Genomic DNA, 26,220 nt, shown 5'->3' on the forward strand with positions numbered 1-26,220 from the left:
ACAGGAGTTAAAAATAGTAAAAAGCTATATAATATTATAGTTCTCCGTCAAAGTTATACGCATCGTTGGTAGCTTGGCTGTTGTTTTCGCCACCACCGTTGGTGCGGTTACGTCCGTCATTATTACGGTCGCGGTTATCGTTGCGAGGGCCACGGTCACGATTATCATTACGTGGACCACGGTCGCGGTTATCACGTCCGCCACGGTCACGGTTGTCGTTACGCGGGCCACGGTTATCGCGTCCCCTGTCACCACCACGGTCGCGGTTATCACGACGCTCACGGCCTTCGTTTTCGTCAGGCTCAGGCATACCCTCAGGGCGTGGTAACAATACTTTGCGGCTTAAACGGTATTTACCTGATTTCTTATCTACTTCAATAAGCTTCACCTTCACCTCTTCGCCAACTTCCATTACACCTTCCATGCTTGGAAGTTTCTTCCAGCTGATTTCAGAAATGTGCAACAAACCGTCTTTGCCGGGCAAAAATTCAACAAATGCACCAAACTCAGTAATGGTTTTCACCACACCTTCGTACACTTCGCCTACTTCGGGTACAGCAATGATACCTTCGATAATCTTCACGGCTTTTTCCATGCCTGCCTTATCGTTGCTGGCAATCTCAACAATACCTTTGTTACCTTCTTCAGTGATGCTGATAGAAGTACCGGTTTCTTTTTGGATGCCTTGAATCATTTTACCACCGGGTCCGATAATTGCACCGATAAACTCAGTAGCAACATCTATGCGCACAATACGTGGAGTGTGTGGTTTGTAATCAGATGCAGGCTCAGCAATGGTTTTGCTCATCTCGCCCAATATGTGCAAGCGGCCTTCTTTGGCTTGGTTAAGTGCTTCTTCAACAATTTCCCAGCGCAAACCATCTATTTTGATGTCCATTTGCACGGCCGTGATACCATTTTTAGTACCTACCACTTTAAAGTCCATATCGCCCAAGTGGTCTTCGTCGCCCAAAATGTCAGTCAGAATTGAGTATTTACCATCTTCGCCTGAAATAAGACCCATGGCAATACCCGAAACCATATTTTTTACTTGAATACCGGCATCCATCATTGCCATACAGCCTGCGCAAACAGTAGCCATAGATGATGAACCGTTAGACTCAAGAATATCTGATACTACACGGATTACGTAAGGGTTTACATCATCACCGGGTAATATCTTTTTCAAACCGCGCATGGCAAGGTTACCGTGTCCGATTTCGCGACGGGCAGGTCCGCGGTTTGGTTTTACTTCACCTGTTGAAAAACCGGGGAAGTTGTAGTGAAGCATGAAACGATTGAAACCGCTGTTCATTGGGCTGTCAAGCATTTGCTCGTCCAATTTGCTACCCAAAGTAACACTGGTTAGCGATTGGGTTTCACCCCTTGTAAATATAGCCGAACCGTGTGCAGATGGTAAGTAGTTTACCTCTGTCCATATAGGGCGCACTTCGTTTAGCTTACGTCCGTCCAAACGTACTTTTTCGTTCAATACCATGTTACGCATGGCATCGTACTGCACGTGGCCGTAGTATTTTTTCACCAAGCCTTTCACCTCATCGGTGGTATCTTCGGGCATGGCAGCAATGTATTCTTTTACAATTTCAGAAAATGCTTTGCTGCGTTCTTTTTTAGGCGCTTGTGATTTTGCAATGGCATACACCTTGTCGTACAAATCAGCATACACCTGTTTTTTAACATCTTCGCTGTTCACCTCGTGGTTATATTCCATACGGGGTTTGCGTCCGCCTAAAAGGTCACAAAGTTCAAGCTGTGCTTGGCAGTGCTTTTTAATTGCATCGTGAGCAAACTTCAAAGCCTCTACCATGTCAGCTTCAGATATCTCATTCATCTCACCTTCCACCATGTTTATATCATTCATGGTACCGGCAACAATCATATCAATATCGCTGTTCTCAAGTTCGCTCTTGTAAGGGTTTATTACAAACTTACCATCGATACGGCCTACACGCACTTCGCTCATAGGGCCGTTAAAAGGCAAATCAGTCAGCATAATGGCCGAAGAAGCGGCTAAGCCTACTAAACAATCGGGCATTATGTTCTCGTCAGAAGAAATAAGGGTTAGCATTACCTGCGTATCGGCATGGTAATCTTCAGAAAACAAGGGGCGGATAGCCCTATCAACCAAACGGCTGATAAGAATTTCATAGTCAGAAAGGCGTGCTTCACGCTTTAAAAAACCGCCTGGAATGCGGCCTACAGATGCAAATTTTTCCTGATAATCAACGGTAAGGGGCAAAAAGTCAGCTCCTTCTTTGTGCTCGGGCGCAGCCACAACGGTTGCTAGTATCATCGTATTGCCCATTTTCAGCACCACTGAACCGTTGGCTTGTTTGGCAAGCCTGCCGGTTTCAATTTCAATTACTTTTCCGTCACCAAAATCGATTGTCTTGGTAACTCCTAGTGGATTAGACATATAGTTGGATTGTATAAATGTGTAAAAATAACAAAAGCCTTATGGCTATAAGGCTTTTGATTTATTAAGGTTTTAGTTCGTCAAAATATTTTGAACTTATTTCCTAATGTTAAGTTCTTTAATGATGGCCCTGTACCTGAAAATGTCTTTTTTGGCCAAGTAGTCCAACAAAGCACGGCGCTTACCTACCAGTTTAATTAGGCTAAGCTCTGCTGAGTGATCCTGTTTGTTTACTTTCAGGTGCCCAGTAATGTGTTGTATACGGGCAGTAAAAAGGGCTATCTGAGCCTCGGCACTGCCTGTGTTTGTTTCCGCGCCGCCGTGTTGTTTAAATATCTCTTTCTTAACTTCTGATGTAACTTGCATCGTATTACGGTTTATCTCTTATAAAATAGTGTGCAAAGATATTAAGAGTAATAACATAAAGCAAATGTTTGTTTACTTAATGTTAGCATTTATTAAATACTCTTTAATCCTCCAAGGCGGGTTTAGTCTGTTTTCACCTGCGTGGTAAATGCACAGTTTATTTCCATCAGGGTCGTTAAAGTAGGCTTCGCGCCACAACCACGGCTGGTTGGTAACAGGCATAATAAACTCAATGCCTTTATTTTTTAATTGGTTAAATGTACTGTCAACATCCTCACACTCAAAATACAACATGGTGTCTGAAGGGAGTACATTTTCTGCAAGATGCAGTGAAAATGTTGCCTGATTATCAGGGATGATAAACCGAGCATAAGTATCGGTGAGAACTATCAACTGAAACCCTAACGTTTTGTAAAAGGCTACGGAGTTGGTGATGTTGCTTACCGATACTATTACTTGATTTAGTTGCAAGACCTGAATTGTTATGAGGCGGCTTCGGCCTTTTTGCTTTTGCTTTTCTTTTCAGTAAGCAGTTGTAGCAATAGCGCCATTTTTTCTTTCAGTTCAGTGCGGGGCACTATAAAATCAAGAAAACCGTGTTCTAACAAAAACTCAGCGCTTTGGAAACCTTTAGGCAAATCTTTACCGATGGTTTCTTTAATTACACGAGGACCTGCAAAGCCTATCAGGGCTTCGGGTTCTGATATGTTAAAATCGCCCAACATAGCAAACGATGCGGTAACACCACCTGTTGTAGGGTCGGTCATAAGCGATATGTAAGGAATTCCTTCTTTGCTCAACAACGCCAATTGTGCACTGGTTTTAGCCATTTGCATCAGCGAGTGGGCAGCTTCCATCATACGGGCACCGCCCGATTTTGAAATTACTAATAAAGGAATATGGTTGGCACGGCTGTGTTGTATGGCGCGTGATATTTTTTCGCCTACCACACTACCCATACTACCGCCAATAAAGTTAAAATCCATACAAGCAACCACTAAGGGGTGGCCGTCAACCTTGCCTACGCCGGTGCGCAATGCATCGTGTAAACCGGTTTTTTGTATGCTTTCTTCAATACGGTTTTTGTAGCTTTTACTATCCGTAAACTCCAAAGGGTCGGCGCTAAGCATATTAGCATCTAACTCTTTGTAGTGACCATCGTCAAACAAAATATCAAAATACTCCTCAGAGCCAATTTTATGGTGGTATTGGCAATGTGGGCATACGTAGTTTGCCTGTTTGTGGTCTTCGGTAAGTGTAGCCTTTTTACAACGGGGACATTTGTACCATAATCCTTCCGGTGTAGCTTTTTTATCTTTAGTAGAAGTAGATATTCCTTCTTTGAGGCGTTTATACCAACTCATTTGTTAGTTATTGGGTTTATCCCGGTTATAGGTAGTTGCTTGTAAGTCAGTGTGTAGTTTACTGATAACCAACAACAGTTACCTGCTAACCAAAAATCAAAGATAATAGTTATCGGCAAACGGAAAACAAATTCTCCGATAACCGGTAACTATTACCCGATAGTATAGAAATTAAAGAATTAAGCGATGGTAACGTCCTTGTTAAGGTACACATCTTGGATGGCATTCAATAAAGCAACGCCATCGTTCATTGGTTTTTGGAAGGCTTTACGACCTGAAATCAAGCCCATACCGCCGGCACGTTTGTTAATAATTGCAGTGCGTACAGCATCAGCCATATCGGTAGCTCCTTTGCTATCGCCACCACTGTTAATCAAACCGGCACGACCCATGTAGCAATTGGCCACTTGGTAACGGCAAAGGTCAATAGGGTTATCGCTTGAAAGCTCGGTGTACATTCTTTCATCCAATTTACCGTAGCTGCTTGAGCCTGTATTAAGAGCTTTAAAACCGCCGTTGTTTTCAGGTAATTTTTGTTTGATGATATCGGCTTGGATAGTTACACCCAAGTGGTTGGCTTGGCCTGTTAAATCGGCAGATACGTGGTAATCAACACCGTCTTTTTTGAAAGCATTGTTACGTACATAGCACCACAACACAGTAGCCATACCCAATTCATGCGCTTCTTCAAAAGCTTCAGCAACCTCAATAATCTGGCGTGAAGATTCTTCAGAACCGAAATAAATGGTAGCACCCACCGCAGTAGCACCTAAGTTCCATGCTTCGCGAACGCTTCCGAACATAATCTGGTCGAATTTATTAGGGTAAGTAAGCAACTCGTTATGGTTGATTTTTACCATAAAAGGTATTTTGTGAGCATACTTGCGAGACATCATTGCAAGGTTACCAAACGTAGTAGCAACAGCATTACAACCGCCCTCAATAGCAAGTTTTACGATGTTTTCAGGGTCAAAGTAAATAGGGTTTTTTGCAAACGACGCTCCGCCGCTGTGTTCAATACCTTGGTCAACAGGTAGTATTGATACATAACCGCTACCGGCCAAACGACCGGTGTTATAAATAGCATTAAGGCTACGCAACACTTGTGGGTTGCGGTTGCTGTTCACCCAAACGCGCTCGGTGAAATCGGGGCCGGGCAAGTGCAGCATATCTTTTGATACGGTTTTGCTCTCATGGTTTAGCAGGGCATCAGCTTTGTCGCCCAGCAGCTCTTGGATTTTCGAAATGTCCATCATAGTATGAGGTCGGTTTTTAAAAATTTCGGCAAAGGTATGTTTTTTTTTGAATGTGCAGAGGTAAACTGTTAACAGCTCATTGTTAGTAGTTGCTATCAGGCGTTTTACAGCTATTAGCGCAGCGGTTATTTAGTATATTTGTTATTATATGACGGTTACAGTTACAAAAATTAGCGACCCTGCAACTTTGCAGCTGGCGTTTGATATACGCGTGAAGGTGTTTGTGGATGAACAAGGTGTGGATAGGGACTTGGAGTACGAGCACGAGGAAGAAAGTACCCATTTTATTGCTTTAGTTGATGGTGAAGAGGCAGGCACAGCCCGTTGGCGCAAAACCGAGAAGGGGATAAAGCTGGAACGTTTTGCTGTATTGCCCGATTTTAGAAGTGCAGGAGTGGGCAGGGAATTGGTAAAAGCAGTACTAAACGATATTGATACGAAAGCACAAAAAGTATACCTGCATGCCCAAAGCCAAGTAGTTGATTTTTATAAAAAGCAAGGATTTGAACCCGAAGGCGAAGAGTTTGAAGAAGCCGGAATAAAACACTTTAAAATGGTGTTGAGAGGATTGTAATACGATACCGAAACCAGTTCGGCATGACTGGCTGAGGTTGCCTCCCGTCATCCTGAGCTTGTCTCAGGATCGCATAAAAAGAATTGTTGATAGCTAATACGATACCGAAACAAGTTCGGTATGACTGGCTGAGGCTGCCTCCCGTCATCCTGAGCTTGTCTCAGGATCGCATAAATAAATATTGCGGGTATTGTTTACAAAATTGGGAACTGCCATATTAAGCATCATGCTTAAAAGTGGTTTTGTATATATAATCTCAAACAGGCTATGCACTACATTGTACATTGGCGTTACTGCAAACTTAAAAACAAGAGTTAGCCAGCACAAGAACGGAACAGGTAGTGCATTTACAGCAAAGTATAATCTGACTTACTTGTTGTATTATGAACAGCTATTTGATATTAGAAGTGCCATTAAAAGGGAAAAGCAATTAAAGAATTGGCACAGAGACTGGAAATTCAATTTAATCCGTGATTTCAATCCCGGCTTTGTTGATTTGTTTGATCAACTTTAGGTATTTACAACGTAGGTAGCATATAAAGTAATGAGATACCGAAACAAGTTCGGCATGACTGGCCGAGGTGGCCTCCCGTCATCCTTAACTAGTTTCAGGATCGCATAAAAAGAATTGTTGATAGCTAATACGATACCGAAACAGGTTCGGCATGACTGGCAGGGGTTGCCTATCTTCATCCTGTGCTTGTCATGAAATAGGTTCTATTAAATATTGTATATAAAGACTATTGGGATAATTTATAACTGTACTCGGAAGGTTTAAATGATATATTCAATTAATTTTCGTTATTTGTATTAACGGATTGCAAAACTAAAGTTATGGATTTTAAAGATGAACTAAAACAGCTTGGTGACAGGGTTAATAAGCTGAAAGAGATTACTAAGACAGAAGAAGCTACAAAAAACGCATTTGTTATGCCTTTTCTGAAAACACTTGGTTATGATGTTTTTAACCCACATGAGGTAGTGCCGGAATACATAACAGATATTGGTACAAAAAAAGGGGAGAAGATAGATTATGCTATTATGAAAGACGGGCACCCTGTCATTCTGGTTGAATGCAAGCATTGGGTTGAAAATCTTAATTTACATGACGGTCAACTTCTTAGATACTTTCATGTGTCAAAAGCTAAGTTTGGAATACTGACAAACGGTATAATTTTTAGGTTTTATACGGATTTGGTTCATCCTAACAAGATGGATGAAAAACCATTCTTAGAAGTAAACCTTACAGATATAAGAGATAATCAGTTTGATGAACTGAAAAAATTTCATAAATCAAACTTTGATGTTGAGAGTATTTTAAATGCAGCCAGTGAGTTAAAGTATACCAATGAGATAAAGAATCTTATTGCTAATGAACTTAATTCACCATCTGTAGATTTTGTTAAGCACTTTGCAAAACAGGCTTATCCGGGTAAAATTACAGAAAAGGTTCTAGAGCAGTTTACGCAACTAACAAAAACATCATTTAATCAATACATTAGTGATGTTGTAACAGAAAGGCTAAAAAATGCACTAAAAAGGGAGGCGGATGACTCCTTGCAGAAATCAGCAGAAAACGTTGTGCAAAAACAAGATAGTGAAAGTAAGCTGGATACAACAGTTGAAGAGCTTGAAAGCTATTACATTGTTAAAGCTATTTTAAGAAACAATGTAGAAGGTAGCAGAATTTTTTATCGCGATGCACAGTCGTATTTTTCTGTGATTCTTGATGATAATAACAGAAAACCTATTTGCAGGATATATTTAAATGGGGGCAAAAAGTATTTAGGAGTATTTGATGCTGATAAAAAAGAGACCAAGCATGAAATTAGCTCCATTGATGAAATATATAAACATGCGGATGGTTTAATTGCTGTTGTATTGTCTTACGGAGCATCAGACGTTAAATAAGATAGTGTGGCGATGCCGAAACAAGTTCGGCATGACTGGCAGGGGTTGCCTCCCGTCATCCTGAGCTTGTCTCAGGATCGCATAAGTAAATGTAGCTTGTATTTTTAATACGTATTCTTAGACAATACCCGTAGCAGCCATGATAATATGGGCGCGGGAATGATGCGTTTTACGGCAACAGTTATTTTATCGTTTAGGGTGGGCAAAATCACAGCTTTGTTGGCCGCAAGTCCTTTCACCGCTTTTTGCGCAATTTCTTCAGGCTCGGATATGTTGGTAATGTATTTGCGCCAACCAATGTTTTTTATCCGCTCGCGTACTTCGTTGTTAGTTACCATAGGGCCGGGGCACAAGCAACTTACTTGCACTTTGTTGTCCCACATTTCAGCACGCAAAGCCCTCGAAAAGGTTAAAATAAACGATTTTGAGGCTGAGTACAGTGCTTTGTAGGGTAGCGGGAAAAAGGCAGCCATACTGGCTACATTAAGCACAAATGCAGGAGCATTCCCTATTAGTCGATGTATAACCTTATGGGTAAGGCTATGAGTAAACATGATATTTAGTTGTAACAGTTTTTGAAAAAAGGCGGCATCTGTTACTTCATAGTTGGCTGTATAGCCCATGCCTACGTTGTTTACCAATCCTTTAAGGGCAATGTTATTTTCGGTTAGCCAAGCATCAACAGTATCGGCAGCATTGGGTTGAAGCACATCCAGCGCCAGCGTTTCAATTGCCAAAGCGGGATGTTTTGTCAATATTTCAGCTTTTACCCTGTCCAATTCCTCTTGTAGCAGCGATACTAAAATAAGAGAGTGTCCTTGTTTTGCCATTTCAAGCGCAAGGCACCGGCCAAGTCCGGCACCGGCACCAGTTATAAGCACATAGTTTGTTTGTTGTTTCACAGTTTTAGTTTAAGGGGCTGCCATTTTGCAGCCATGCTACAGTTTTTTTTACCCCAACTTCAAAAGCAGTAGGAGAGTGGTTCAATTCAGTTTGGGCTTTGGCACTGTTTAATATCCAGTTTTTCATGTATCGCTTTGCCCATTGCGGTGTTATCAGCGGGGTACGACCAAGGTGAGCCAACAGCAACATTATGTATGATACTGCCATTATCAGCCACACAGGGGTGTATATCATCTTTTGGCGGGCATTGGTAGCCTGTTTCACTGCCCCGAAATATTCATCGAAACTAAGGTTTTCACCGCCGATTATATAGCGGTTTCCACCGTTGCCCAATGTTAATGCATTTTCACAGGCTTGCACCACATCATCAATAAAAACATAATTACCAATGTTTTTACCGTCGCCGGGTATTATCCGCCAGCCTTGTATTACTTGTTGTATCAGTCGTGTTCCTGCGTTGGCTTCGGTCAACTGACCGGGGCCATATACACGGGTAAGGTTTAGCGACAGCGTGGTCATTTCAGGGCTATTTTGTTCAAGCACCCAATCGTCGGCTATCGCTTTGGTACGCTCGTATTCATTAAAGAAGGTAACCTTACGCACCGAGTTTTCAGTAACGGGGATATCTCCTTCGCTGGGTCCGTATATGCCCGCTGATGAGATAAGGATAAAACGCTTGATACCTGCTGTTTTTGCGGCATTAAATACGTTTTTGGTGCCGTTAATGTTTATCTCTTCAAATAATTCAATTTGTTTGGTGTAGATGGCTGCGTATGCGGCAGCGTGCAGGCATACATCGCAACCCGTTGCAGCAGCGCTTAGCCGTTCAGGTTGATGTAAATCACCCTCAAACAAGATAATATTGGGGTGTTGCAGTAATTGTGCTTTTTTGGGGCTGCGCACAATGGCGTGGAGCACGTGCCCTTTGTTGGCAAGGTGTAATGCCACTTGCCTGCCTATGTACCCTGTAGCTCCTGTTATAAAAATCTTCATCTGTCAAAACCCCCTATCACAAAAATATATCGTGTTATAACTTTCTAAAATTCACAGTCATTGCCGGGTTAGCTCTTATCGCTAACAAACTGTTTGATACTGCCAGTGTTAGGTGTATCAACCACGCTGCCCAAAAGTTACCGGTGTGCCAGCTAACAAGGCACAGCACCACTCCAAAGGGTATCGAGGCAATAATCTCAAGTTTGCCTTTGGGCAAATGTGCCAACGCATACAGTATGCAGTTGATGGTAATGTTTAACCACAACGGCAATATCTCTATTCCTGAAAAGAATAAAACCCCTCTGAACAGAAACTCGTATCCCAGTAAATAAAGTGCCCAACCAAACAGGTAGTAAGCCAGCAGGCTAATGCTCCATAACGGGGAACGAATTTGCGGGTATAAGGCATAGTTTTCAGGTTTTCCGGCACGTATCAGGTTTACAATCAGCATCAAACTGCCCAATATTCCCCACCACATCAGCGTTAACGGTACGTTGGTAAATTCTAAGCCCAATGCTGTTGTATCAAAATCATTTAAAAAGGGAAGCACTGCAAGGGGTAGTAGCATCATGGTAACAAAGCCGGTAAATTTTTCAAGCCCCACATACAGTTGGTTGGCTTTGTAAGTGCCGTACTTTAGCCACAAGTAATTCTCTACCTTTTTTCTGTTATACAATAAGAGAAAGTAAAGGGCAAAGCCTACTAAAAATAGGGTGTATGCGGCAATGAATATTTGCAAAACGGCAACAAAATTAGCAGTTATGTATATTAAGAAGGCATTAATTATTGACAGAGTGTAGAAAAACGCCGATTAATCAGCGGGTTATTTAATTGAGCCAGAACTTTATTATCAGCGATACGCCGATGGCAAAGATGAGCCCCAGTATGATTTTTTTAAAGACCTCTTGGCTTATTTTGTCCAGTAATTGTTTGCCAATCCACGAGCCTACGAAAGAGGCTACGATGAGAAAAGGGATGAGGTAATACATCTCTTTCTCCAAGTACCCGTTGCCTAAGTAAACAAAAGAGCGGCTAAGGTCTATGCCCATATCTACTGCGGCTGAAGTACCTACAAACACGCTTTTTTCAAGATTTAATCCGGCCAATACCAACCCGCGAATAGGGCCTCCCGTGCCTACAAAACCTGCTAAAAAACCTGCAATGCTTCCGCCTGTAATTGTATTTGTAACCGTTGGAGGAAGTTTCCAGTTGGGTTTTATCCATAATCCGGCACTAATCACAATCAGCAGCAATCCCAAAACGGCTTCTGCCCATGTGAAACGTATGATGGTGGTGAGCCATGCTCCTAACAACACAAACAATACTCCGGGTATGCCTATAAGCAAGGTGGTTTTCCAGTGGATGTGTTTGTAGAAAAGAAACATTTTGCTGGCGTTGCTAAAAACGTGCATCAGTCCCGTAAGCGCTAATACCATGTGAAAGCCAAAAAAATATTGTGAAACAGGCACCATAAACACTGATGAGCCAAAGCCCCCGAGTGTGCCCAATATTTCTGAAATAAGAACAATAATCAGAAAAAGAATGTATTGGGCAGCCATAAGTATTGCTATGTGTTATATACGTTCATTGTACGCTCTATGCCAACAGAAGTGTATGACAATATAGCGTCTGCGGCTCGTTGTATGTTAGCCTCAAGGTCTTTTTGCTCCTCGGTGCTCCATTTGCCAAGTACGTAATCTATTTGACGGCCTTTGGCAAAGTTGTCTCCGATACCAAACCTCAAACGGGGATAGTTGGGGGTTTGCAATACCTCGGTAATGTTTTTCAGTCCGTTGTGTCCGCCGTCGCTTCCCTTGCCGCGCATCCGCATTTTGCCAAACGGCAGCGAAAGGTCGTCGGTAACCACCATTATATTGTTTAACTCTACTTTAAGCTCGGCCTTCCAATAGGCCACCGCTTTACCGCTCAGGTTCATGTAAGTGGTAGGCTTCACTAATAAAAGTGTGCGGCCTTTGTGCCTTGCTTCAGCTACATAGGCGTGCCTGCCTACTTCAAATTGTACTTCAAGGCGTTTTGCTATTTCATTCAACACCTCAAAGCCTATATTGTGCCTTGTAAACTCATATTCGGCACCCACGTTTCCCAGTCCCGCTATTAAGTACTTCATACCCGTTTATTTTCCAAAATACATTTCTTGTTTTGATGATTTAAGGGCGGGGTACATGGATGTAACAGCCCCTAAAATTATAGTGGTGAAAAACACCAGCAGTATATCAAACGCTTTCATTTTCACAGGATAGTTGCTTACCACAAACGTACCCTGATTGCCCAAGGTAATAAACCCATAAGTTTGTTGCAACCAGCATACTAATACGCCTAAACCTATCCCCACAAACGCACCGATAAGAGCAATCAGCAAGCCCTCTTTAAAAAAGATACTGCGTATCAATCCGTCACTGGCACCTATGCTTTTTAGGACTGAGATGTCTCCTTTTTTATCTATCACCAGCATAGTAAGCGAACCGATTACATTAAATGCGGCTACCAGCAATATAAACGTAAGGATAAAGTAGGTGGCCCAACGCTCGGTATTAAACACCTTGTACAATACTTCTTGCAGTTGGTAGCGGTTTTTAACCACAAAACCGTTGCCCAAAACTTCCTGCATTTGCCGTTGCATCTTTTGCATATTAGTGCCCGGTTTCAATATCACCTCGTAGGCTGATATTTCAGTTTTGTATTCAAGTAACTGTCGGGCAAACTCAATAGGTACTATTACAAACTCATCGTTAATGTTTTCTTCAATACTAAAAACACCCGCAGGGGTTATCTGCTTTTTTACAAGGGCGTTTTCAGGGTCAAGCGAAGTAACATCGCCTCGCTTGGCGGTAAATACAGTAAGGGGAATGAAAAAATTATCTACGTTTATTGATAGGTAACGGGCTATCCCATAGCCTAATACGGCATATTGGTGTTCTTTATCCTTTAGCACAAGGTTGCCGTCAACCATCATGGTGTCAATGCCTGTGTACTTTTCAAAACCTTCGCCCACACCTTTTACGGTGGCTTTTGTTTGTTTGTCGTCGTACTTCAAAACCGCTTTTTCTTCCAATACTTCGGTAATGTGCAGCACTCCGTCAATTTGTTTCAATTGTGGAAGTTTGGCAGTATCAGGGTTAAATACTTTGCCTTCGGCAGCAATAATTTTTATATCGGGGTCAAACGAGTTAAACAGCGATGTAACCAAACTTTCGAACCCGTTAAATACCGAGAGTACTACTACCAAGGCAAATGAGCCGACAGCAAAGCCCGCTACAGAAATACCCGAAATAATATTAATGGCGTTTTTATTGTTTTTTGAAAACAGGTATCTGCGCGATATAAAGTTAGAAAGGTTCAAACGTGTGGGCTTTGAGGCAAAAATAAGGTTTTAGGTGCTTGTATGGTAGTATTTAAAACACCAAAACAATACACTAAAGTATATCCTGAAAAATAATGCGGGATGTGTCTTATTTATAGGCTTTTAGCAATAAACCGGTGCCGTTAAGGTGTCCCACGTGTGTATCAAGGTAGTTGAGTAACAAACACACGGGTAGCATTACCGCGTAATAAAACGGAAGCAGTATAAAGAATAAACGTGAAATGTTAAGCAGTTTGAAGGGGAACTTCATTGATAATGCCCATGAAAGTTTACCTGCTTTGCCATACGAGTAGCGTGCACGAACTTTCTTAAAGCCTACTTTACGCAAACGTTCTTTAAGTTCTGCCATATCATAACCTACGCGCACTTTTTCGCCGTGCATACCGGTGCTCATACACTCGGTAGGTTTTTCGTTGCGTTTTGATGCTTGGGTAAATATCAACAGGTTACCATTGTCTTTAAGGTCGTCATAAAACAACTTAAATAAAGTGGTATCCTCTTCAATGTATTCCATCACATCTACTGCCAAAATCAAATCGAATGAGTTAGGCTGATTCAATTCAAGCAAGTTGCCGCTGCGGCAGAATATATTGTTTAATCCCTGTCTTCTAAAAAACTGGTTGCACTCGCAAATAGCATTTTGGCGTAAGTCCATCGCAGTAATGTTGTACTGCGGGCTTAGTTTAGACATGTAGTACGAGTATTGCCCATAGCCTGAGCCTGCATCAAGAATATGAGAAGGATGTTTGTTGGCCTGAGACCATATTTTCAGCTCCCTGTGAACGTGCCAGCTTTTTAGTAAGAAAAAGTCGAGCAGCCAATAAAACATTTGTTTTTGCTTGGTATTGCTGTTAAAAACTTTAGCTAATACCGTTTCAATCCGTTGACAATCCATTGCCTTACCTGTTATCCTTTGCTTTGATGGGCTATAGTGCGTTGCTCTTCGTCTTTTATCTTTTTAAACACACCTTCCATGTGTTCCACATAATCCAAGCTGTCGTCAATATAAAATTCAAGTTCAGGTATTTTGCGTACCTGATTTTTTATTTTGGCAGCAAGTTCATGCCTTATTTCTTTAGCATGCAATTGCACAATATCCAACAAATCGTTTGGTTTATCCGCTTTAAAAAAGCTTAGATATATTTTAGCGTAGCCCAAGTCGGGCGATACTTTTACCCCACTAATGGTAATAAAATTACCCTTAAACAATGAGGATGTTTTCTGAAGGAAAATATCCCCCAAGTCTCGCTGAATAAGTTTCGCGAATTTTTCCTGCCTTCGGCTGTCCATAAAACTAACTTACAAATATCTATCACTTTTATGTATATACAACAAACCTCACGCCAAAAAGATTTAAAAAATTCAAAACTAACAAGTTAAAATAGACTACAGCTTGTCTGTACTATGCGTGGCAGGCGGCTTCAGCGGGAGGTAACCAACCGCAATTACACGGCAGGTGTTGTATAAATATAGGCGTATTCTGTATCTTCGCCCCACGCGTGCATACAATTAGTATCGTTTTTAAAGGTTTTGCCACTGGTTTAGGACTCAGCATGGGACTGGGGGCGGTATTCTTTGCCCTTATACAAAACAGTATTAAAGGCGGTTATAAAACCGGTATCACCATTGCTACAGGGGTAATTGCTTCAGATATTTTATTTATCTCTTTTGCCTTATTGGGTACCAGCTTATTTACAGAGGGTGATTTAAGTAGTCGTTGGGTGCAGCTTGCCGCTATTTCGTTTTTAATGTTGTTGGGCGGTTATACATTGTTGCACGCCAAAAAACCCATCGATAAATCAGCTGCTTCGGCACCTATCAGTTTTGGAGGCATGGTTTATTATTTTGGTAAAGGATTTTTATTAAACGCATTAAACCCCGCTAACTTCTTTGCTTGGGCTGCTATTTCTACCTATACAACGGGCGAAATGGGGTACAACCTCAATCAAAACATCTTGTTTTTTAGTTGTGCGCTTTGCGGTATTTTTTTTACTGAAAGCATGATTGCATTGGGAGCTCACAAGATTAAAAATAAGCTTACTGATAAGTTTACCATGTGGATGAACCGTATTGTTGCAATGGTTTATATTTTGGTAGCTGTAGCCTTAATTATCAATCTCTTTAGATAGTGTAACCACACTTCCGTTTTTATTTCTTGTCTAAAAAATAAGTATCTTGCCGCTAACCAATTTATTGTGCTGCATGAAACGTTTTTTACTAATTACTACCCTTTTATTTATTAGTGCGGGAGTATGGGGACAATGTATGTTGTATCCGGTACCGCTTGCCGACCGTGTTAACCAATCTTCACATATTGTAGAAGGTAGGGTGCTAAGCAGCACCAGCTATTGGAACACTTTGCGTGATAATATTTACACCGTGCATAAGGTGTATGCCTACAAACTGTTTAAGGGCAGTCTGGCCAATAACGGCAGGGTGTTTTATGTGGTAACAGAAGGTGGTACTATGGGACTTACACGACAAGAGGTAAGTGCTACCCTTGAACTGCACACCGGCGACAGAGGAGTGTTCTTCTGCAACCCAAGTAAGGTGCGCTTGAACGGGGCAGGAGCGTTAAGCTCATTTGATAAGTTTGAGGCTTATGCCGGCCCGCAGGGCTTTGCAGAGTTTACTGCTGACGGCATTACTGCTACCGACCCTTTTGCCAAATACCACATTAAAAACGAACTATATACTAAAATAATTGCTATTACAGGCAAGCAGCCCGTGGTATTGGATACATATTCAGAAAACGGCGACCCTGTAATAAACGTAGCTCCTACAATCACCTCGTTTACTCCTGATAGTGCTTCGGCAGGTACAAAAACCGTACTAACCATAACAGGTACTGATTTTGGAGCAACACGCGGAGCAAGTTATGTGGCTTTTAAAAATGCTGATAACGGTGGTAGCGGTGTAACACAGCCTGTAGATGTTGAATACATTTCGTGGACTGATACTGAAATAAAAGTAGAGATAACCTCTAAAGCAGGTACCGGAAAAATAGAAGTGAACAACGGAAGCGGAACAGCACAATCAACTGGCAATCTTGTAATAAATTTTGCCCAACTGAATGTAAAAGATGCTAATGATATTGTGTACCAACCCGTTCATGTGGGTATTAACGGAACTGGGTACACTTGGCAGTTTTATACCGATTTTAACTCGAATACTGCGGCCAAGCAATCGTTTTTGAGGGCGTTTCAGAACTGGCGTTGCGGCACCCTTATTAATTGGGATATTGGCAGCACAACCACTGTAAATACGATTGCCCGCGATGCCGTAAACGTTATCCGTTTTGATATTGGCAGCGAGTTGCCCAACGGTGTATTAGGACGTTGCTCAAGCTGGTGGAGCGGTTGTGTGATAGGTCCGACTACCTTTTGGTACGTTGCTGAATTGGATATTGTGTTTGATGACGGAGTTAATTGGAACTTTAACACCAGTTCGCCTTCAATTAGTCAATACGATTTTGAAAGTGTTGCAGTGCACGAGTTGGGTCACGGGCATCAATTGGGTCACGTGATAAACAGTAGCGAGATTATGCACTACTCCATCTCAAACGGTCAAACCAAACGTGCGCTTAGCTCTTTTGGTGATTTAGAAGGCGGTAACTATGTAATGGACATGAACACAGCGGCCGCCGTATGTGCTAAACCCATTATGAAGGCGCTTAATCCTAACTTCTGTTCGTTAATCCCCATTGCAGGTTTCAAAGCTTCGCTTACCTCAGTTTGCCCAGGGTCGTCAATAATATTTACTGATACTTCGGTGGGCAGTACCAATGCCTACACATGGGATTTCGGCGCAGGAGCTTCGCCTGCAACCGCTACAGGCAAAGGCCCTCACACAGTAATGTATAACACATCAGGTGCTAAAACCGTTCAACTAATTGTTGAAGGGGTTGTAGATAATGATACCACCACTAAAGTAGATTATATTAACATTTTGCCTGCAAAACCTGCCCAACCCGGAGTTATTACAGGACCTGATACAGGGTGTATGAAACAACAATTGTTTACCATCAACAGCGTACCCACTGCTTTGGGATACTCGTGGGGTGTAATTGGCGGCGGCACTACTGATAACAGTACCGATACCTCGGTGGTGATTACGTTTAGTAATCCGGGGGCTGCGCACACAATTTGGGTAAGGGCTGCAAATGTTTGCGGAAGCTCATCCGATTCGTCTAAAAAATCATTAACGGTAATCAACAGCCCAAAAGCAGGGTTTACCTACACCATACAAAATGATACGATTAGATTGAGTGATACCTCTCTGTTTGGTAATTCATACACTTGGAAATTCGGGACAAACCAAACCAACCCCAACCGTAATCTTAATCTTATTCCAAATCAAAGCGGCACATTCCCTGTAACAATGGTAGTGGCTAATTTTTGCGGGGCTGATAGTGTTACTAAACAAATATCGTTTGTAAAATCATCGGTAGGAGAGACCATTAACAAAGTTGGTTTATTGGTGTACCCCAACCCCGCCGAAGGCAGCACCGTGATAAAAATTGAAGATGTTGCCCGATACAAAGGCATTCAGTTTGAGTTGTACGATGTTATAGGGCGTGTAATTACAACAATAGAGTTAACTAGTAATGAAACCACATTGAACCTGCAAAACCTAGCTGCCGGTATGTATGCGTATAAAGTACGCACTACTACTGAAACGTTGGCAGCAGGCAGGTTGGTAATAAAATAAGGGATTTACTGGAGCTATCAGTTGCTATAAGGCGCAGCAATTTGCTGCGCCTTTTTTATTGTCCAAGGTAGCTATGTAATGGGCTGAAATGAAAAAATCCCGCTCAGTGGCGGGATTTTATACGTTTAAAAGTTGTTGGATTAATAGTTTACACTACCGGTACCCCAATTTTCTAACTCTTCGTTGCTCCAAAGCTGAGGGTAGAAAATGCGCTTTTGCAAACGGGGGGCAAGGTATTTTTGCCAGTTAGTACCTCCTGTGGCAGCTATTTCACCTTCAGGTTTTTGCAGGTAGCGTGCTGCTGAACGCATGTGTACCATGGGCCAGTTAACATTCACATTCAAATCAAAGTGGCGCATTTCTTTCACACACTCATCGTCTTTGTCGGTTAACTGTTTAAAACGTTCCCAAAGGTTTTTGTGGTTGTATTCATTAGCAAGGCGTTTCAATGCAGGGGTGTACTTGCGCTCAAACTGAGTAAGAGTAAGCGTTTTTTTGCCAGTAGCAAGTTCAGTAGCACCTGATTTCCAGTAGATGTAATCAAACATTGCATCCACATCTGCCTCGCCATTAAAACGGTCGCGGTAATCTTTACCTACAAGGTTATAAAAGTTGGTAGCGCAAATTTCAATAGCGCGGTATTGATATGATTGAAAGCCGCTTGCAGGCAGCAACGACATACGGAACTTAAGAAACTGCTCAGGTTCCATACCGTCAATCATAATCTTAAATGAAGCGGTAAGGTTATCAAAGTATGCGTTTACCCTTTTCATACGTTGGGCAAAGAATGCCGAAGTAAGGTTAGGGTGTTTGCATATCTGTTCAATTTCGTGCAAAGCAAGTTTAAAATATAACTCGGTAATTTGATGGTACATGATAAACACCATCTCATCCGGAAAGCTCGTACGCGGTGTTTGCAAAGCCAGCAATGCATCGGTTTGGATGTAATCCCAATACGTTGTATAGTCGGCATACAACAACCCTTCAAGGTATGCCTCCATGTTCTGCCCCATCGTTTCGTATTTCTGCTCAAGTTGTGAGAGCAGTTCATACATGCGTGGGGTAATCTCTATTGACTCCTCTGTTTTCATAAAAATCTTCGCAATATAAATTAAAAGGGAGAAACTAAGTTTTCAAAATTGGGCAAAACCTTGTCCTTGTCAGATACAATAGGGTTCTCAATATTCCAGTCAATGCCCAATGCAGGGTCGCTCCATAGCAAGCCGCCCTCTGATGCTTTGTTGTAAACATTGGTACATTTGTAAGTAAAGATGGTATTATCCTTTAGGGTCACAAAGCCATGCGCAAACCCCGGCGGCACCCAAAACATTGTAAAATTTTCCTCAGTAAGCTCAATGCCGTAATGTTTGCCATAAGTAGGCGAATCTTTACGCACATCCACAATAACGTCGTAAACCGCCCCTTTTATTACGCGCACCAGTTTTCCTTGGGCGTATGGGGGGGCTTGGAAGTGTAAACCGCGCAATGCTCCTTTTTGCGAAAGCGATTGATTGTCTTGCACAAACACATCGGGTATGCCCGCGTTGTTAAAAGCATCGGCATTATAGCTTTCATAAAAATAGCCGCGTTCATCGTAAAAAACCTTCGGTTGTAAAACCAACGGGCCATCCATGAAAATTTTTATTACATCCATTACGTTAAGTATTAAGGCCGACAAATTTAATTATTCTATTTTTGCAGAAAACCAAAAAAGCGCAGATGGAAAACTCAAAAGGCAAAGCCATATATATCACCCTTATAATTTTGTTACTTATAAGCAACGGGGTGTTTGCGTATTTGTATTTTAACAAAGAAAAAGAGGTTGTTAAAATTACCGAGGAGTTAGTGAATACTGACAATGCCCGCAGCGAGTTGGACAGTATTTTGAAACAAACCGAATCTCAATTGGCGGTGTATAAAGGGCAAAATGCCGAGCTTGACTCAGTGATACAAATTAAAAATGCTGAGTTGCAAGCCCAAGCAGATAAGATAAAATCATTGTTGAGGAGCAATCAGATTTCTGCATCAGAACTTTTGAAGGTGCGTGATGAAATGGATGCTTTACGTTTTTACACTCGTAAATACTCACAACAAATTGATTCGTTAGCTCAGGCTAATGAAGTGCTTGCCCAAAACTTAGAGGAAACTAAAACCAACCTGAACAGGGCAAAAAATAAAATTGAAGACCTTACGATGGATAATATCCGTAAGGAAAGCCAGTTAAGCGTGGCATCAAGGTTAAAAGCCGAAGGAATTACAGTTACCGGCATACAAAACCGTACCAGTGGACGTGAACGTGAAACCACCCGCGCTAAAAGGGTTGACCAAGTACGTGTGCAGTTTAAAGTAGGGGATAACCCAACTGCCAAGCCCGGAGACAAAGAAGTTTACTTGCGCATACTTTCTCCTGACGGAGCTACAATATCTACTTCAACATCGGGCGGCGGACAGTTTGAGTACCAAGGTGAAAAGTCAATGTACACCCAACGTCAACGAATCAACTTTAAAAACGACCAATCTACGATTACCTTCCACTACGCACGCGGAAATACCGAATGGGAAAAAGGCACTTACAAAGTTGAGTTATACTGCGAAGGCTTTATCATCGGTACTAAAACGTTTGTTTTGGATTAATGATAGACTAGCGGTCAATAACCACTAACGTTCCTTCGGTGTGCATTTCCAGCAACTCTGAAAACGTTAAATAAGTGGTATCAGTAAAGTGCTCTGCCTTTTCAGTTTTTAGCTTATATACTTTGGTTATTTTGTTGATTGAGAACTCATTTACGGCAATTCCCACGATACTGTCTTGAACAGAAAAGACCTTGGCAAGGGTGTAATCGTTTTCAACCTTAAGAGTATATTCATCCCCAACCTTCGGGTCAGCAATAAATTTTTTCTCCTCTTCATTACTCTTGTTTGATAAGATTGTACCTGCAATTATAATCACACCAAGTACTCCAACTCCAGAGAAGGTCCAAATTGGAGATTTATACATCCCTTTGGCAAGGGAAGCTTCACGTTTTATACTTTCTGATTGTTGTTTTTTATCAAAAGCGGCATCACAATTTGCACAGTGTGCAACCACATATTTTCTGAAAGGGAAAAGGGGAATCCAAAATATGTGTGCATAATTTGAGAAAATGTGCAAGCTCATTGCCCCCTCGTGATTGCAGTTGGGACAAACTTCATAGGGTATTTTTGTGCTTCCGATTGAAGTTGAACGGTGTCCGTAGATAATCATTATGATTGTTAGGTTTTTTGCGAGAAAGGTACTTGAAAATCAATACCGTTCAAAAAGGTTTTAGACGAACGGAGCTGTCATTTTTTTCTTAAAGAACCGATTTATATACCAAGCTCTGCACCAAAGGTTATTGTTTGCGCATTAATATTGCTGCGCATACCTGCTGAAAAGCCAATATATCTGGATACATTGATATTCATGGTGGGGTTTACTACAAACCCGATAAAACTGTTTTTTTGTTGTTCATACTCGTAGTAAGTAGTTCCGCCAAAAAGGAATGAGGATTTGGATTTTTTTACAAAATTTACCGGACGTTCAATAGTACCATAGCAAATACCACCGCGTAAATCAAACTGAAGCAACCTTGATTTTTCTTCAAACTCTTTTCCTACCATTGCTGAACTTGTTGCAATGGTTACATTGGGTATTCCATCCCCAAAAATAACCATCCAGCCGGGCTCAAAGTCAGCGGGTACGTTTTTAGAATTTCTCAATTCAATGGTGTTGTGGAACGAAATAGAGAAACCCCTTTTATTTATGTGGTTTAACGAAATGTTGAAGATATGGTGAGAACCATTTCCGTAGGCAATTTGCCCGTAATAGCCGTTTGAGGCAGGTTTACTTAGCTGTGCCATACTAGTTGTGGCGCAGAAAGTAAATAGAAACACAGTAGTAAGTAGTTTATTTTTCATAACGCTAAACTACTTTCCACCATGTACTTACAGAAGGCAATAAATGCAATCGCCTTTCCTTTTTTTAGTATAAAACCGTAAAAAATCCGCAAAGCTAAAAATTAACCCTGCGGATGTAAGTATTATTTGTTTCTCTGTTTATGCTTTTATCAGATTGCAGTTTTTTACCTTTCTAAAGGAAAATCAATCGGTCTTTTTTTCATAGATGTTACTACTACTACAGATAAACGTTAGCACAACAAAAACTCAAAGTTTATAAAGCCGGGCAATTTATTCATCTAGACTTTCGTATAAAACCAACTTGCAAGCTAAACTGAGCACCCATTGTTATAGTTTGGTGATTAATATTAGCCAAAATGCCCGTTGAAAATCCAATCATTCGTGAAATCATTATATCCATTGTAGGGTTTAGCATTAGTCCAATAAAACGATTTTTTTGTAGCTCATAATCATAGTAGTAGGAGGTTGTACCAAAAAAGGATCTTCTCGATTGTTTAACAAAGTTTACAGGACGCTCAATTGTACCGTAGCAAATACCTCCCTGTAGATTAAATCGCAATAGCTTTGATTTTTCTTCAAATACTTTTCCTACTAAAAGTGATTTTGTTGAAATTGATACGTCGGGTATTCCATCTCCCATAATCGACCATCCCGGTTCATAATCAGCGGGTAAGTTTTTTGAGTTTCGGCTTTCGTTTGTCGACTGCAAGGTGATTGAAAAGCCCCTTTTATTGATATGTGTTAATGATGCGCTGTAAATATCATGAGAACCATTGCCGTGGGTAAATTGGGCATACACACTGTGTGATGAAGGATTACTAAATTGTGCAACTATTGTTTGTATAAGGCCAATAAAGAGGGAAATAGTTAATATTAACCTTGAACTCATATCAGCCAAGCTACAATCAATACTATTACTTGTAATTGCAATAAATGCAATCGCCCTTTCTTTTTTTAGTATAAAACCGTAAAATAAAAAATCCGCAAGGCTAAAAGTTAACCCTGCGGATGTAAGTATTATTTGTTTCTCTGTTTATGCTTTTACCAGTGTACCCACTTTTTCACCTTTCACAAGGTTCATCAAATTGTCTTTTTTGTTCATATCAAAAACAATGATGGGTAGTTTGTTTTCTTGGCAAAGTGTAATGGCTGTCAAGTCCATTACATTAAGCCCGCGCTCATATACCTCGCTGTATGAAACTTCTTCGTAACGAGTAGCTGTAGGGTCTTTTTCAGGGTCGGCAGTATAAATTCCATCCACACGGGTACCTTTTAGTACCACATCGGCTTCTATTTCAACGGCACGCAGTGACGCTGCTGTATCTGTGGTGAAGTACGGGTTACCGGTTCCGGCTCCAAAAATTACCACACGGCCTTTTTCTAAGTGACGCATAGCACGACGGCGGATAAACGGTTCGCAAATTTGCTCCATTTTAATAGCGCTAAGCAAACGTGTTTTAATACCGGTACGTTCAACAGCCCCTTGTAAGGCCATAGCATTAATAACGGTAGCAAGCATACCCATATAATCGCCTTGTGCGCGGTCGACCAAGCCGCCTTGTACACCTTGTACGCCCCTAAAAATGTTTCCTCCGCCAATAACAATAGCCACCTCAACGCCAAGGTTTACTATGTTTAAAATTTCATCTGCGTATTGTTCAAGAATTTTTGGGTCGATACCATAGCTTTGATTACCCATCAGCGATTCGCCGCTAAGTTTAAGTAATATCCTTTTGTATTTCAATTCGCTGCTCATTTGGTTAGTTTGTTGCAGTAGGGTCAAAAAAAATCCCGCCGAAGCGGGATTAAAGTTATTCAAAAAAAATTATTTTCCTATTTCTATTCGCTTAAAGGCGGTAACCGTTAAGCCTTTTTCAACTCCGTCAAGCATTTGGCGGATGGTTTTGCTGTTATCCTTTACAAACTCTTGGTTTAGCAAAGTAGCTTCTTTGTAAAACTTGTTAAGTTTACCTTCAGCAATTTTATCCAGCATATTTTCAGGCTTGCCTTCAGCACGAGCTTGCTCGCGGGCAATCTCCATTTCACGGGTCAAAGTATCAGTTGATACATCTTCTTTGTCCAACGCTACTGGATTCATTGCAGCAATCTGCATGGTAACATCTTTACCTGCATGAGCCACAGACTCGCTGGCAGGTTTGTTAAGTGCTACCAATACACCTAATTTATTGTTTAAGTGGATATAGCTAACAATAGCCTCACCGGTAAGTTTCTCGTAGCTAGAAATTTCAATTTTCTCGCCGATTTTACCCACCATATCAGTAATGTGTTCTGAAATAGGGCGACCATCTTCCATTTTGATAGCCAATAGGCCGTCAAGGTTTTCAGGAAGGTTGGCAAGAGCCAAATCAGCAAATTTTTGAGCGGTAGAAGTATACTCTTCGTTCTTAGCCACAAAATCAGTTTCGCAGTTAAGGGCAATCATTACGCCTGTTTTACCGTCGGCAGTAATTGCAGTTGCAACAGCACCTTCAGCAGCATCGCGTCCGGCACGGCTGGCCGATACTTTTTGTCCTTTTTTACGAAGGATATCTACAGCACCTTCAAAATCGCCATTAGCTTCTTCAAGGGCTTTTTTGCAATCCATCATACCTGCACCGGTCATTTGGCGCAGTTTGTTTACGTCAGCAGCTGTAATAGCCATACTATTCCTATCCTTTATTTAAGGGTTAAAATTTATTTTTGCAAAAATGGGGAACAGGTGTTACCCTAATATTATTCCGCTGAAACTTCTTCTTCAGAACCGGTAGCTTGTACTGATTCTTCTTTGCCGCGTTCAGCTTCTACTTCGTCTTTTTCGCGTTTACGTTCTTGCAAACCTTCAGCAATAGCATCAGTAATTACACGGGTAATCAACATGATTGATTTTGCTGCATCATCGTTTGCAGGAATTGGGAAATCGATGTTAGTAGGATCAGAGTTGGTATCAACAATACCAAACACAGGAATGTTAAGACGCATAGCTTCAGCTATAGCGATATGTTCGCGTTTTACGTCAACAACAAAAAGAGCTGCGGGTAAGCGGTTCATATCCTCGATACCACCCAAAACTTTTTGTAGTTTAAGTTTTTCGCGATCAAGCATTAAACGCTCTTTCTTCGACATGGTATCGTAAGTACCGTCTTTAGAAAGTTTATCAATGCTTTGCATTTTTTTGATTGACTTACGCACGGTGGCAAAGTTGGTCATCATACCACCCAACCAACGCTCAGTAACATAAGGCATGTTAATGCGTTGCGCTTCAGCAGCTACTATTTCTTTTGCTTGTTTTTTAGTAGCTACAAAAAGCACCTTACGGCCTGATTTGATGATGTTTTTCATGGCTGACGCAGCTTCTTCAAGCTTTGCCTTGGTTTTATTCACATCGATAAGGTGAATACCATTTTGCTCCATGAAGATGAAGGGTGCCATCTTTGGGTTCCACTTTTTGGTAAGGTGGCCAAAGTGTGCACCTGCATCCAGTAAATCTTGTATATTGATGTTAGACATTGTATGCTGTAAATAAAATTAACGCTTGCTGAATTGGAATCTTTTCCTTGCTTTCTTTTGGCCGGGCTTCTTACGCTCAACCATACGTGAATCGCGTGTCATCAGGCCGTCTTTCTTCAAAGCAGGTTTGTGCGCTTCGTCAATTTCAACCAAAGCACGCGAAATGCCCAAACGAACAGCTTCAGCTTGACCGCTGATACCGCCGCCTTGTACATTTATTTTTGCGTCAAACTGCCCTGCAGTACCTGTTTTCTCAAAAGGCAAGTTTACCTGATATTGCAAGGTAAGCTCAGGGAAGTATGTTTTTAAATCCTTGTTGTTAATGGTAATTGCGCCGGTGCCGGGGGCCAGATAAACACGGGCTACTGCAGTTTTCCTACGGCCAATTTTATTAATCACGCTCATGTATTACAGTTTAATTTCTTTAGGTTGTTGTGCCTGGTGTGGGTGCTCAGCGCCTGCATATACATGCAGGTTAAGACCTATTGCATTGCCTAATTTATTTTTTGGCAACATACGGCGCACTGCTTTTTCAACAATGGCAGTTGGTTTTTTAGCCATCAAATCTTTGGCAGAAATGAACCTTTGGCCACCGGGATAACCGCTGTATGAAACATACTCTTTGTCTTCCCATTTGTTGCCTGTAAGGCGAATTTTATCGGCGTTAATCACAATCACATTATCACCGCAATCCACGTGAGGAGTGAAGTTTGGTTTGTGTTTACCACGGATAATTTTTGCCACTTCTGATGCAAAGCGGCCCAGCACTTTGTTCTCAGCATCTACTATAACCCACTCTTTGGTGGCAGTGGCATTGTTAGCAGAAACCGTCTTATAACTTAGCGTATTCACAGCTATTACTTTATTTTTTTAAGGACGGC

The 26,220-nt window shown here is 41.5% G+C and carries 29 protein-coding genes; 6 read left to right on the plus strand and 23 right to left on the minus strand.

Annotated elements, in window-relative coordinates; translation table 11 throughout:
- Positions 1-34: 34 nt before the first annotated feature.
- From F9K23_12450 to F9K23_12470, 5 genes are all read right to left on the minus strand, one after another.
- The gene (locus F9K23_12450; GenBank protein KAB2914932.1) at positions 35-2,437 is read right to left on the minus strand and encodes a polyribonucleotide nucleotidyltransferase; all 2,403 of its coding nucleotides are present in this window, start codon (positions 2,435-2,437) and stop codon (positions 35-37) included.
- A 96-nt stretch (positions 2,438-2,533) separates the two neighbouring features.
- Positions 2,534-2,803 carry a 30S ribosomal protein S15 gene (gene rpsO, locus F9K23_12455; GenBank protein ID KAB2914933.1) on the minus strand — a complete coding sequence of 90 codons (270 nt, stop codon included), beginning with the start codon at positions 2,801-2,803 and terminating at the stop codon, positions 2,534-2,536.
- Between the two features lie 72 nt (positions 2,804-2,875).
- Positions 2,876-3,274, minus strand: a complete 399-nt coding sequence (locus tag F9K23_12460; GenBank protein KAB2914934.1) for a VOC family protein — start codon at positions 3,272-3,274, stop codon at positions 2,876-2,878.
- Between the two features lie 11 nt (positions 3,275-3,285).
- On the minus strand, positions 3,286-4,167 hold the full coding sequence (locus F9K23_12465) for an acetyl-CoA carboxylase carboxyltransferase subunit beta (protein KAB2914935.1): 882 nt from the start codon (positions 4,165-4,167) through the stop codon (positions 3,286-3,288).
- A 179-nt stretch (positions 4,168-4,346) separates the two neighbouring features.
- On the minus strand, positions 4,347-5,420 hold the full coding sequence (locus F9K23_12470) for a class I fructose-bisphosphate aldolase (GenBank protein KAB2915029.1): 1,074 nt from the start codon (positions 5,418-5,420) through the stop codon (positions 4,347-4,349).
- Positions 5,421-5,571: 151 nt separating this feature from the next.
- Here F9K23_12470 and F9K23_12475 point away from each other — a divergent pair, with 151 nt between their 5' ends.
- The 3 genes from F9K23_12475 (at position 5,572) to F9K23_12485 (ending at position 7,908) form a co-directional block, all read left to right on the plus strand.
- Positions 5,572-5,997, plus strand: a complete 426-nt coding sequence (locus F9K23_12475) for a GNAT family N-acetyltransferase (GenBank protein KAB2914936.1) — start codon at positions 5,572-5,574, stop codon at positions 5,995-5,997.
- A 226-nt stretch (positions 5,998-6,223) separates the two neighbouring features.
- Positions 6,224-6,511, plus strand: a complete 288-nt coding sequence (locus F9K23_12480; GenBank protein ID KAB2915030.1) for a GIY-YIG nuclease family protein — start codon at positions 6,224-6,226, stop codon at positions 6,509-6,511.
- Between the two features lie 320 nt (positions 6,512-6,831).
- Entirely contained in the window at positions 6,832-7,908 is a 1,077-nt protein-coding gene (locus tag F9K23_12485; protein KAB2914937.1) for a restriction endonuclease, read from the plus strand.
- A 104-nt stretch (positions 7,909-8,012) separates the two neighbouring features.
- Here F9K23_12485 and F9K23_12490 read toward each other — a convergent pair whose 3' ends face one another.
- The 8 genes from F9K23_12490 to rbfA form a co-directional block, all read right to left on the minus strand.
- The gene (locus tag F9K23_12490; GenBank protein ID KAB2914938.1) at positions 8,013-8,810 is read right to left on the minus strand and encodes an SDR family NAD(P)-dependent oxidoreductase; all 798 of its coding nucleotides are present in this window, start codon (positions 8,808-8,810) and stop codon (positions 8,013-8,015) included.
- Between the two features lie 4 nt (positions 8,811-8,814).
- Positions 8,815-9,804, minus strand: a complete 990-nt coding sequence (locus F9K23_12495; GenBank protein KAB2914939.1) for an NAD-dependent epimerase/dehydratase family protein — start codon at positions 9,802-9,804, stop codon at positions 8,815-8,817.
- Positions 9,805-9,838: 34 nt separating this feature from the next.
- Complete coding sequence (locus F9K23_12500; protein ID KAB2914940.1) at positions 9,839-10,543, minus strand: CPBP family intramembrane metalloprotease; 705 nt, start codon at positions 10,541-10,543, stop codon at positions 9,839-9,841.
- Positions 10,544-10,631: 88 nt separating this feature from the next.
- Positions 10,632-11,363 (minus strand): sulfite exporter TauE/SafE family protein, encoded by a 732-nt coding sequence (locus tag F9K23_12505; GenBank protein ID KAB2914941.1) that lies wholly within the window; start codon positions 11,361-11,363, stop codon positions 10,632-10,634.
- A gap of 8 nt (positions 11,364-11,371) precedes the next feature.
- Complete coding sequence (locus tag F9K23_12510) at positions 11,372-11,932, minus strand: aminoacyl-tRNA hydrolase (GenBank protein KAB2914942.1); 561 nt, start codon at positions 11,930-11,932, stop codon at positions 11,372-11,374.
- Between the two features lie 6 nt (positions 11,933-11,938).
- Positions 11,939-13,165 carry an FtsX-like permease family protein gene (locus F9K23_12515; GenBank protein KAB2914943.1) on the minus strand — a complete coding sequence of 409 codons (1,227 nt, stop codon included), beginning with the start codon at positions 13,163-13,165 and terminating at the stop codon, positions 11,939-11,941.
- Between the two features lie 109 nt (positions 13,166-13,274).
- Positions 13,275-14,081 carry a class I SAM-dependent methyltransferase gene (locus F9K23_12520; protein KAB2914944.1) on the minus strand — a complete coding sequence of 269 codons (807 nt, stop codon included), beginning with the start codon at positions 14,079-14,081 and terminating at the stop codon, positions 13,275-13,277.
- Positions 14,082-14,092: 11 nt separating this feature from the next.
- The gene (rbfA, locus tag F9K23_12525) at positions 14,093-14,476 is read right to left on the minus strand and encodes a 30S ribosome-binding factor RbfA (GenBank protein ID KAB2914945.1); all 384 of its coding nucleotides are present in this window, start codon (positions 14,474-14,476) and stop codon (positions 14,093-14,095) included.
- A gap of 209 nt (positions 14,477-14,685) precedes the next feature.
- Here rbfA and F9K23_12530 point away from each other — a divergent pair, with 209 nt between their 5' ends.
- Positions 14,686-15,315 carry a hypothetical protein gene (locus tag F9K23_12530; GenBank protein KAB2914946.1) on the plus strand — a complete coding sequence of 210 codons (630 nt, stop codon included), beginning with the start codon at positions 14,686-14,688 and terminating at the stop codon, positions 15,313-15,315.
- Positions 15,316-15,388: 73 nt separating this feature from the next.
- Positions 15,389-17,896 (plus strand): T9SS type A sorting domain-containing protein, encoded by a 2,508-nt coding sequence (locus F9K23_12535; protein ID KAB2914947.1) that lies wholly within the window; start codon positions 15,389-15,391, stop codon positions 17,894-17,896.
- A 140-nt stretch (positions 17,897-18,036) separates the two neighbouring features.
- On the opposite strand, the gene F9K23_12540 is transcribed toward F9K23_12535, so the two are convergent.
- Both F9K23_12540 and rfbC read right to left on the minus strand, forming a co-directional pair.
- Positions 18,037-18,969 carry a tryptophan 2,3-dioxygenase gene (locus F9K23_12540; protein KAB2915031.1) on the minus strand — a complete coding sequence of 311 codons (933 nt, stop codon included), beginning with the start codon at positions 18,967-18,969 and terminating at the stop codon, positions 18,037-18,039.
- A 38-nt stretch (positions 18,970-19,007) separates the two neighbouring features.
- On the minus strand, positions 19,008-19,550 hold the full coding sequence (rfbC, locus tag F9K23_12545; protein KAB2914948.1) for a dTDP-4-dehydrorhamnose 3,5-epimerase: 543 nt from the start codon (positions 19,548-19,550) through the stop codon (positions 19,008-19,010).
- A 65-nt stretch (positions 19,551-19,615) separates the two neighbouring features.
- Between rfbC and F9K23_12550 the strand changes: the two genes are divergently transcribed.
- The gene (locus F9K23_12550; GenBank protein KAB2914949.1) at positions 19,616-20,530 is read left to right on the plus strand and encodes a hypothetical protein; all 915 of its coding nucleotides are present in this window, start codon (positions 19,616-19,618) and stop codon (positions 20,528-20,530) included.
- 7 nt (positions 20,531-20,537) lie between these two features.
- Here the strand turns inward: F9K23_12550 and F9K23_12555 are convergent, their stop codons facing one another.
- The 8 genes from F9K23_12555 to rplM form a co-directional block, all read right to left on the minus strand.
- A complete protein-coding gene (locus tag F9K23_12555) occupies positions 20,538-21,140 on the minus strand; it encodes a zinc-ribbon domain-containing protein (GenBank protein ID KAB2914950.1) in 603 nt (200 codons plus the stop codon).
- 101 nt (positions 21,141-21,241) lie between these two features.
- On the minus strand, positions 21,242-21,832 hold the full coding sequence (locus F9K23_12560; protein KAB2914951.1) for a hypothetical protein: 591 nt from the start codon (positions 21,830-21,832) through the stop codon (positions 21,242-21,244).
- 274 nt (positions 21,833-22,106) lie between these two features.
- Complete coding sequence (locus F9K23_12565; GenBank protein ID KAB2914952.1) at positions 22,107-22,721, minus strand: hypothetical protein; 615 nt, start codon at positions 22,719-22,721, stop codon at positions 22,107-22,109.
- A gap of 144 nt (positions 22,722-22,865) precedes the next feature.
- Positions 22,866-23,588, minus strand: coding sequence for a UMP kinase (locus tag F9K23_12570; protein KAB2914953.1), 723 nt, complete (start codon positions 23,586-23,588; stop codon positions 22,866-22,868).
- Between the two features lie 69 nt (positions 23,589-23,657).
- Positions 23,658-24,494: an elongation factor Ts gene (locus F9K23_12575; GenBank protein ID KAB2914954.1), complete on the minus strand. Its 837-nt coding sequence runs from the start codon at positions 24,492-24,494 to the stop codon at positions 23,658-23,660.
- Positions 24,495-24,565: 71 nt separating this feature from the next.
- A complete protein-coding gene (rpsB, locus tag F9K23_12580; protein KAB2914955.1) occupies positions 24,566-25,339 on the minus strand; it encodes a 30S ribosomal protein S2 in 774 nt (257 codons plus the stop codon).
- Positions 25,340-25,357: 18 nt separating this feature from the next.
- Positions 25,358-25,744 (minus strand): 30S ribosomal protein S9, encoded by a 387-nt coding sequence (rpsI, locus tag F9K23_12585; GenBank protein ID KAB2914956.1) that lies wholly within the window; start codon positions 25,742-25,744, stop codon positions 25,358-25,360.
- A gap of 3 nt (positions 25,745-25,747) precedes the next feature.
- Entirely contained in the window at positions 25,748-26,191 is a 444-nt protein-coding gene (gene rplM / locus F9K23_12590) for a 50S ribosomal protein L13 (protein KAB2914957.1), read from the minus strand.
- Between the last annotated feature and the right edge of the window lie 29 nt (positions 26,192-26,220).

This window comes from Bacteroidota bacterium (genome assembly GCA_008933805.1).
In the GTDB taxonomy this organism is placed as follows: Bacteria; Bacteroidota; Bacteroidia; order UBA8524; family UBA8524; genus SB11.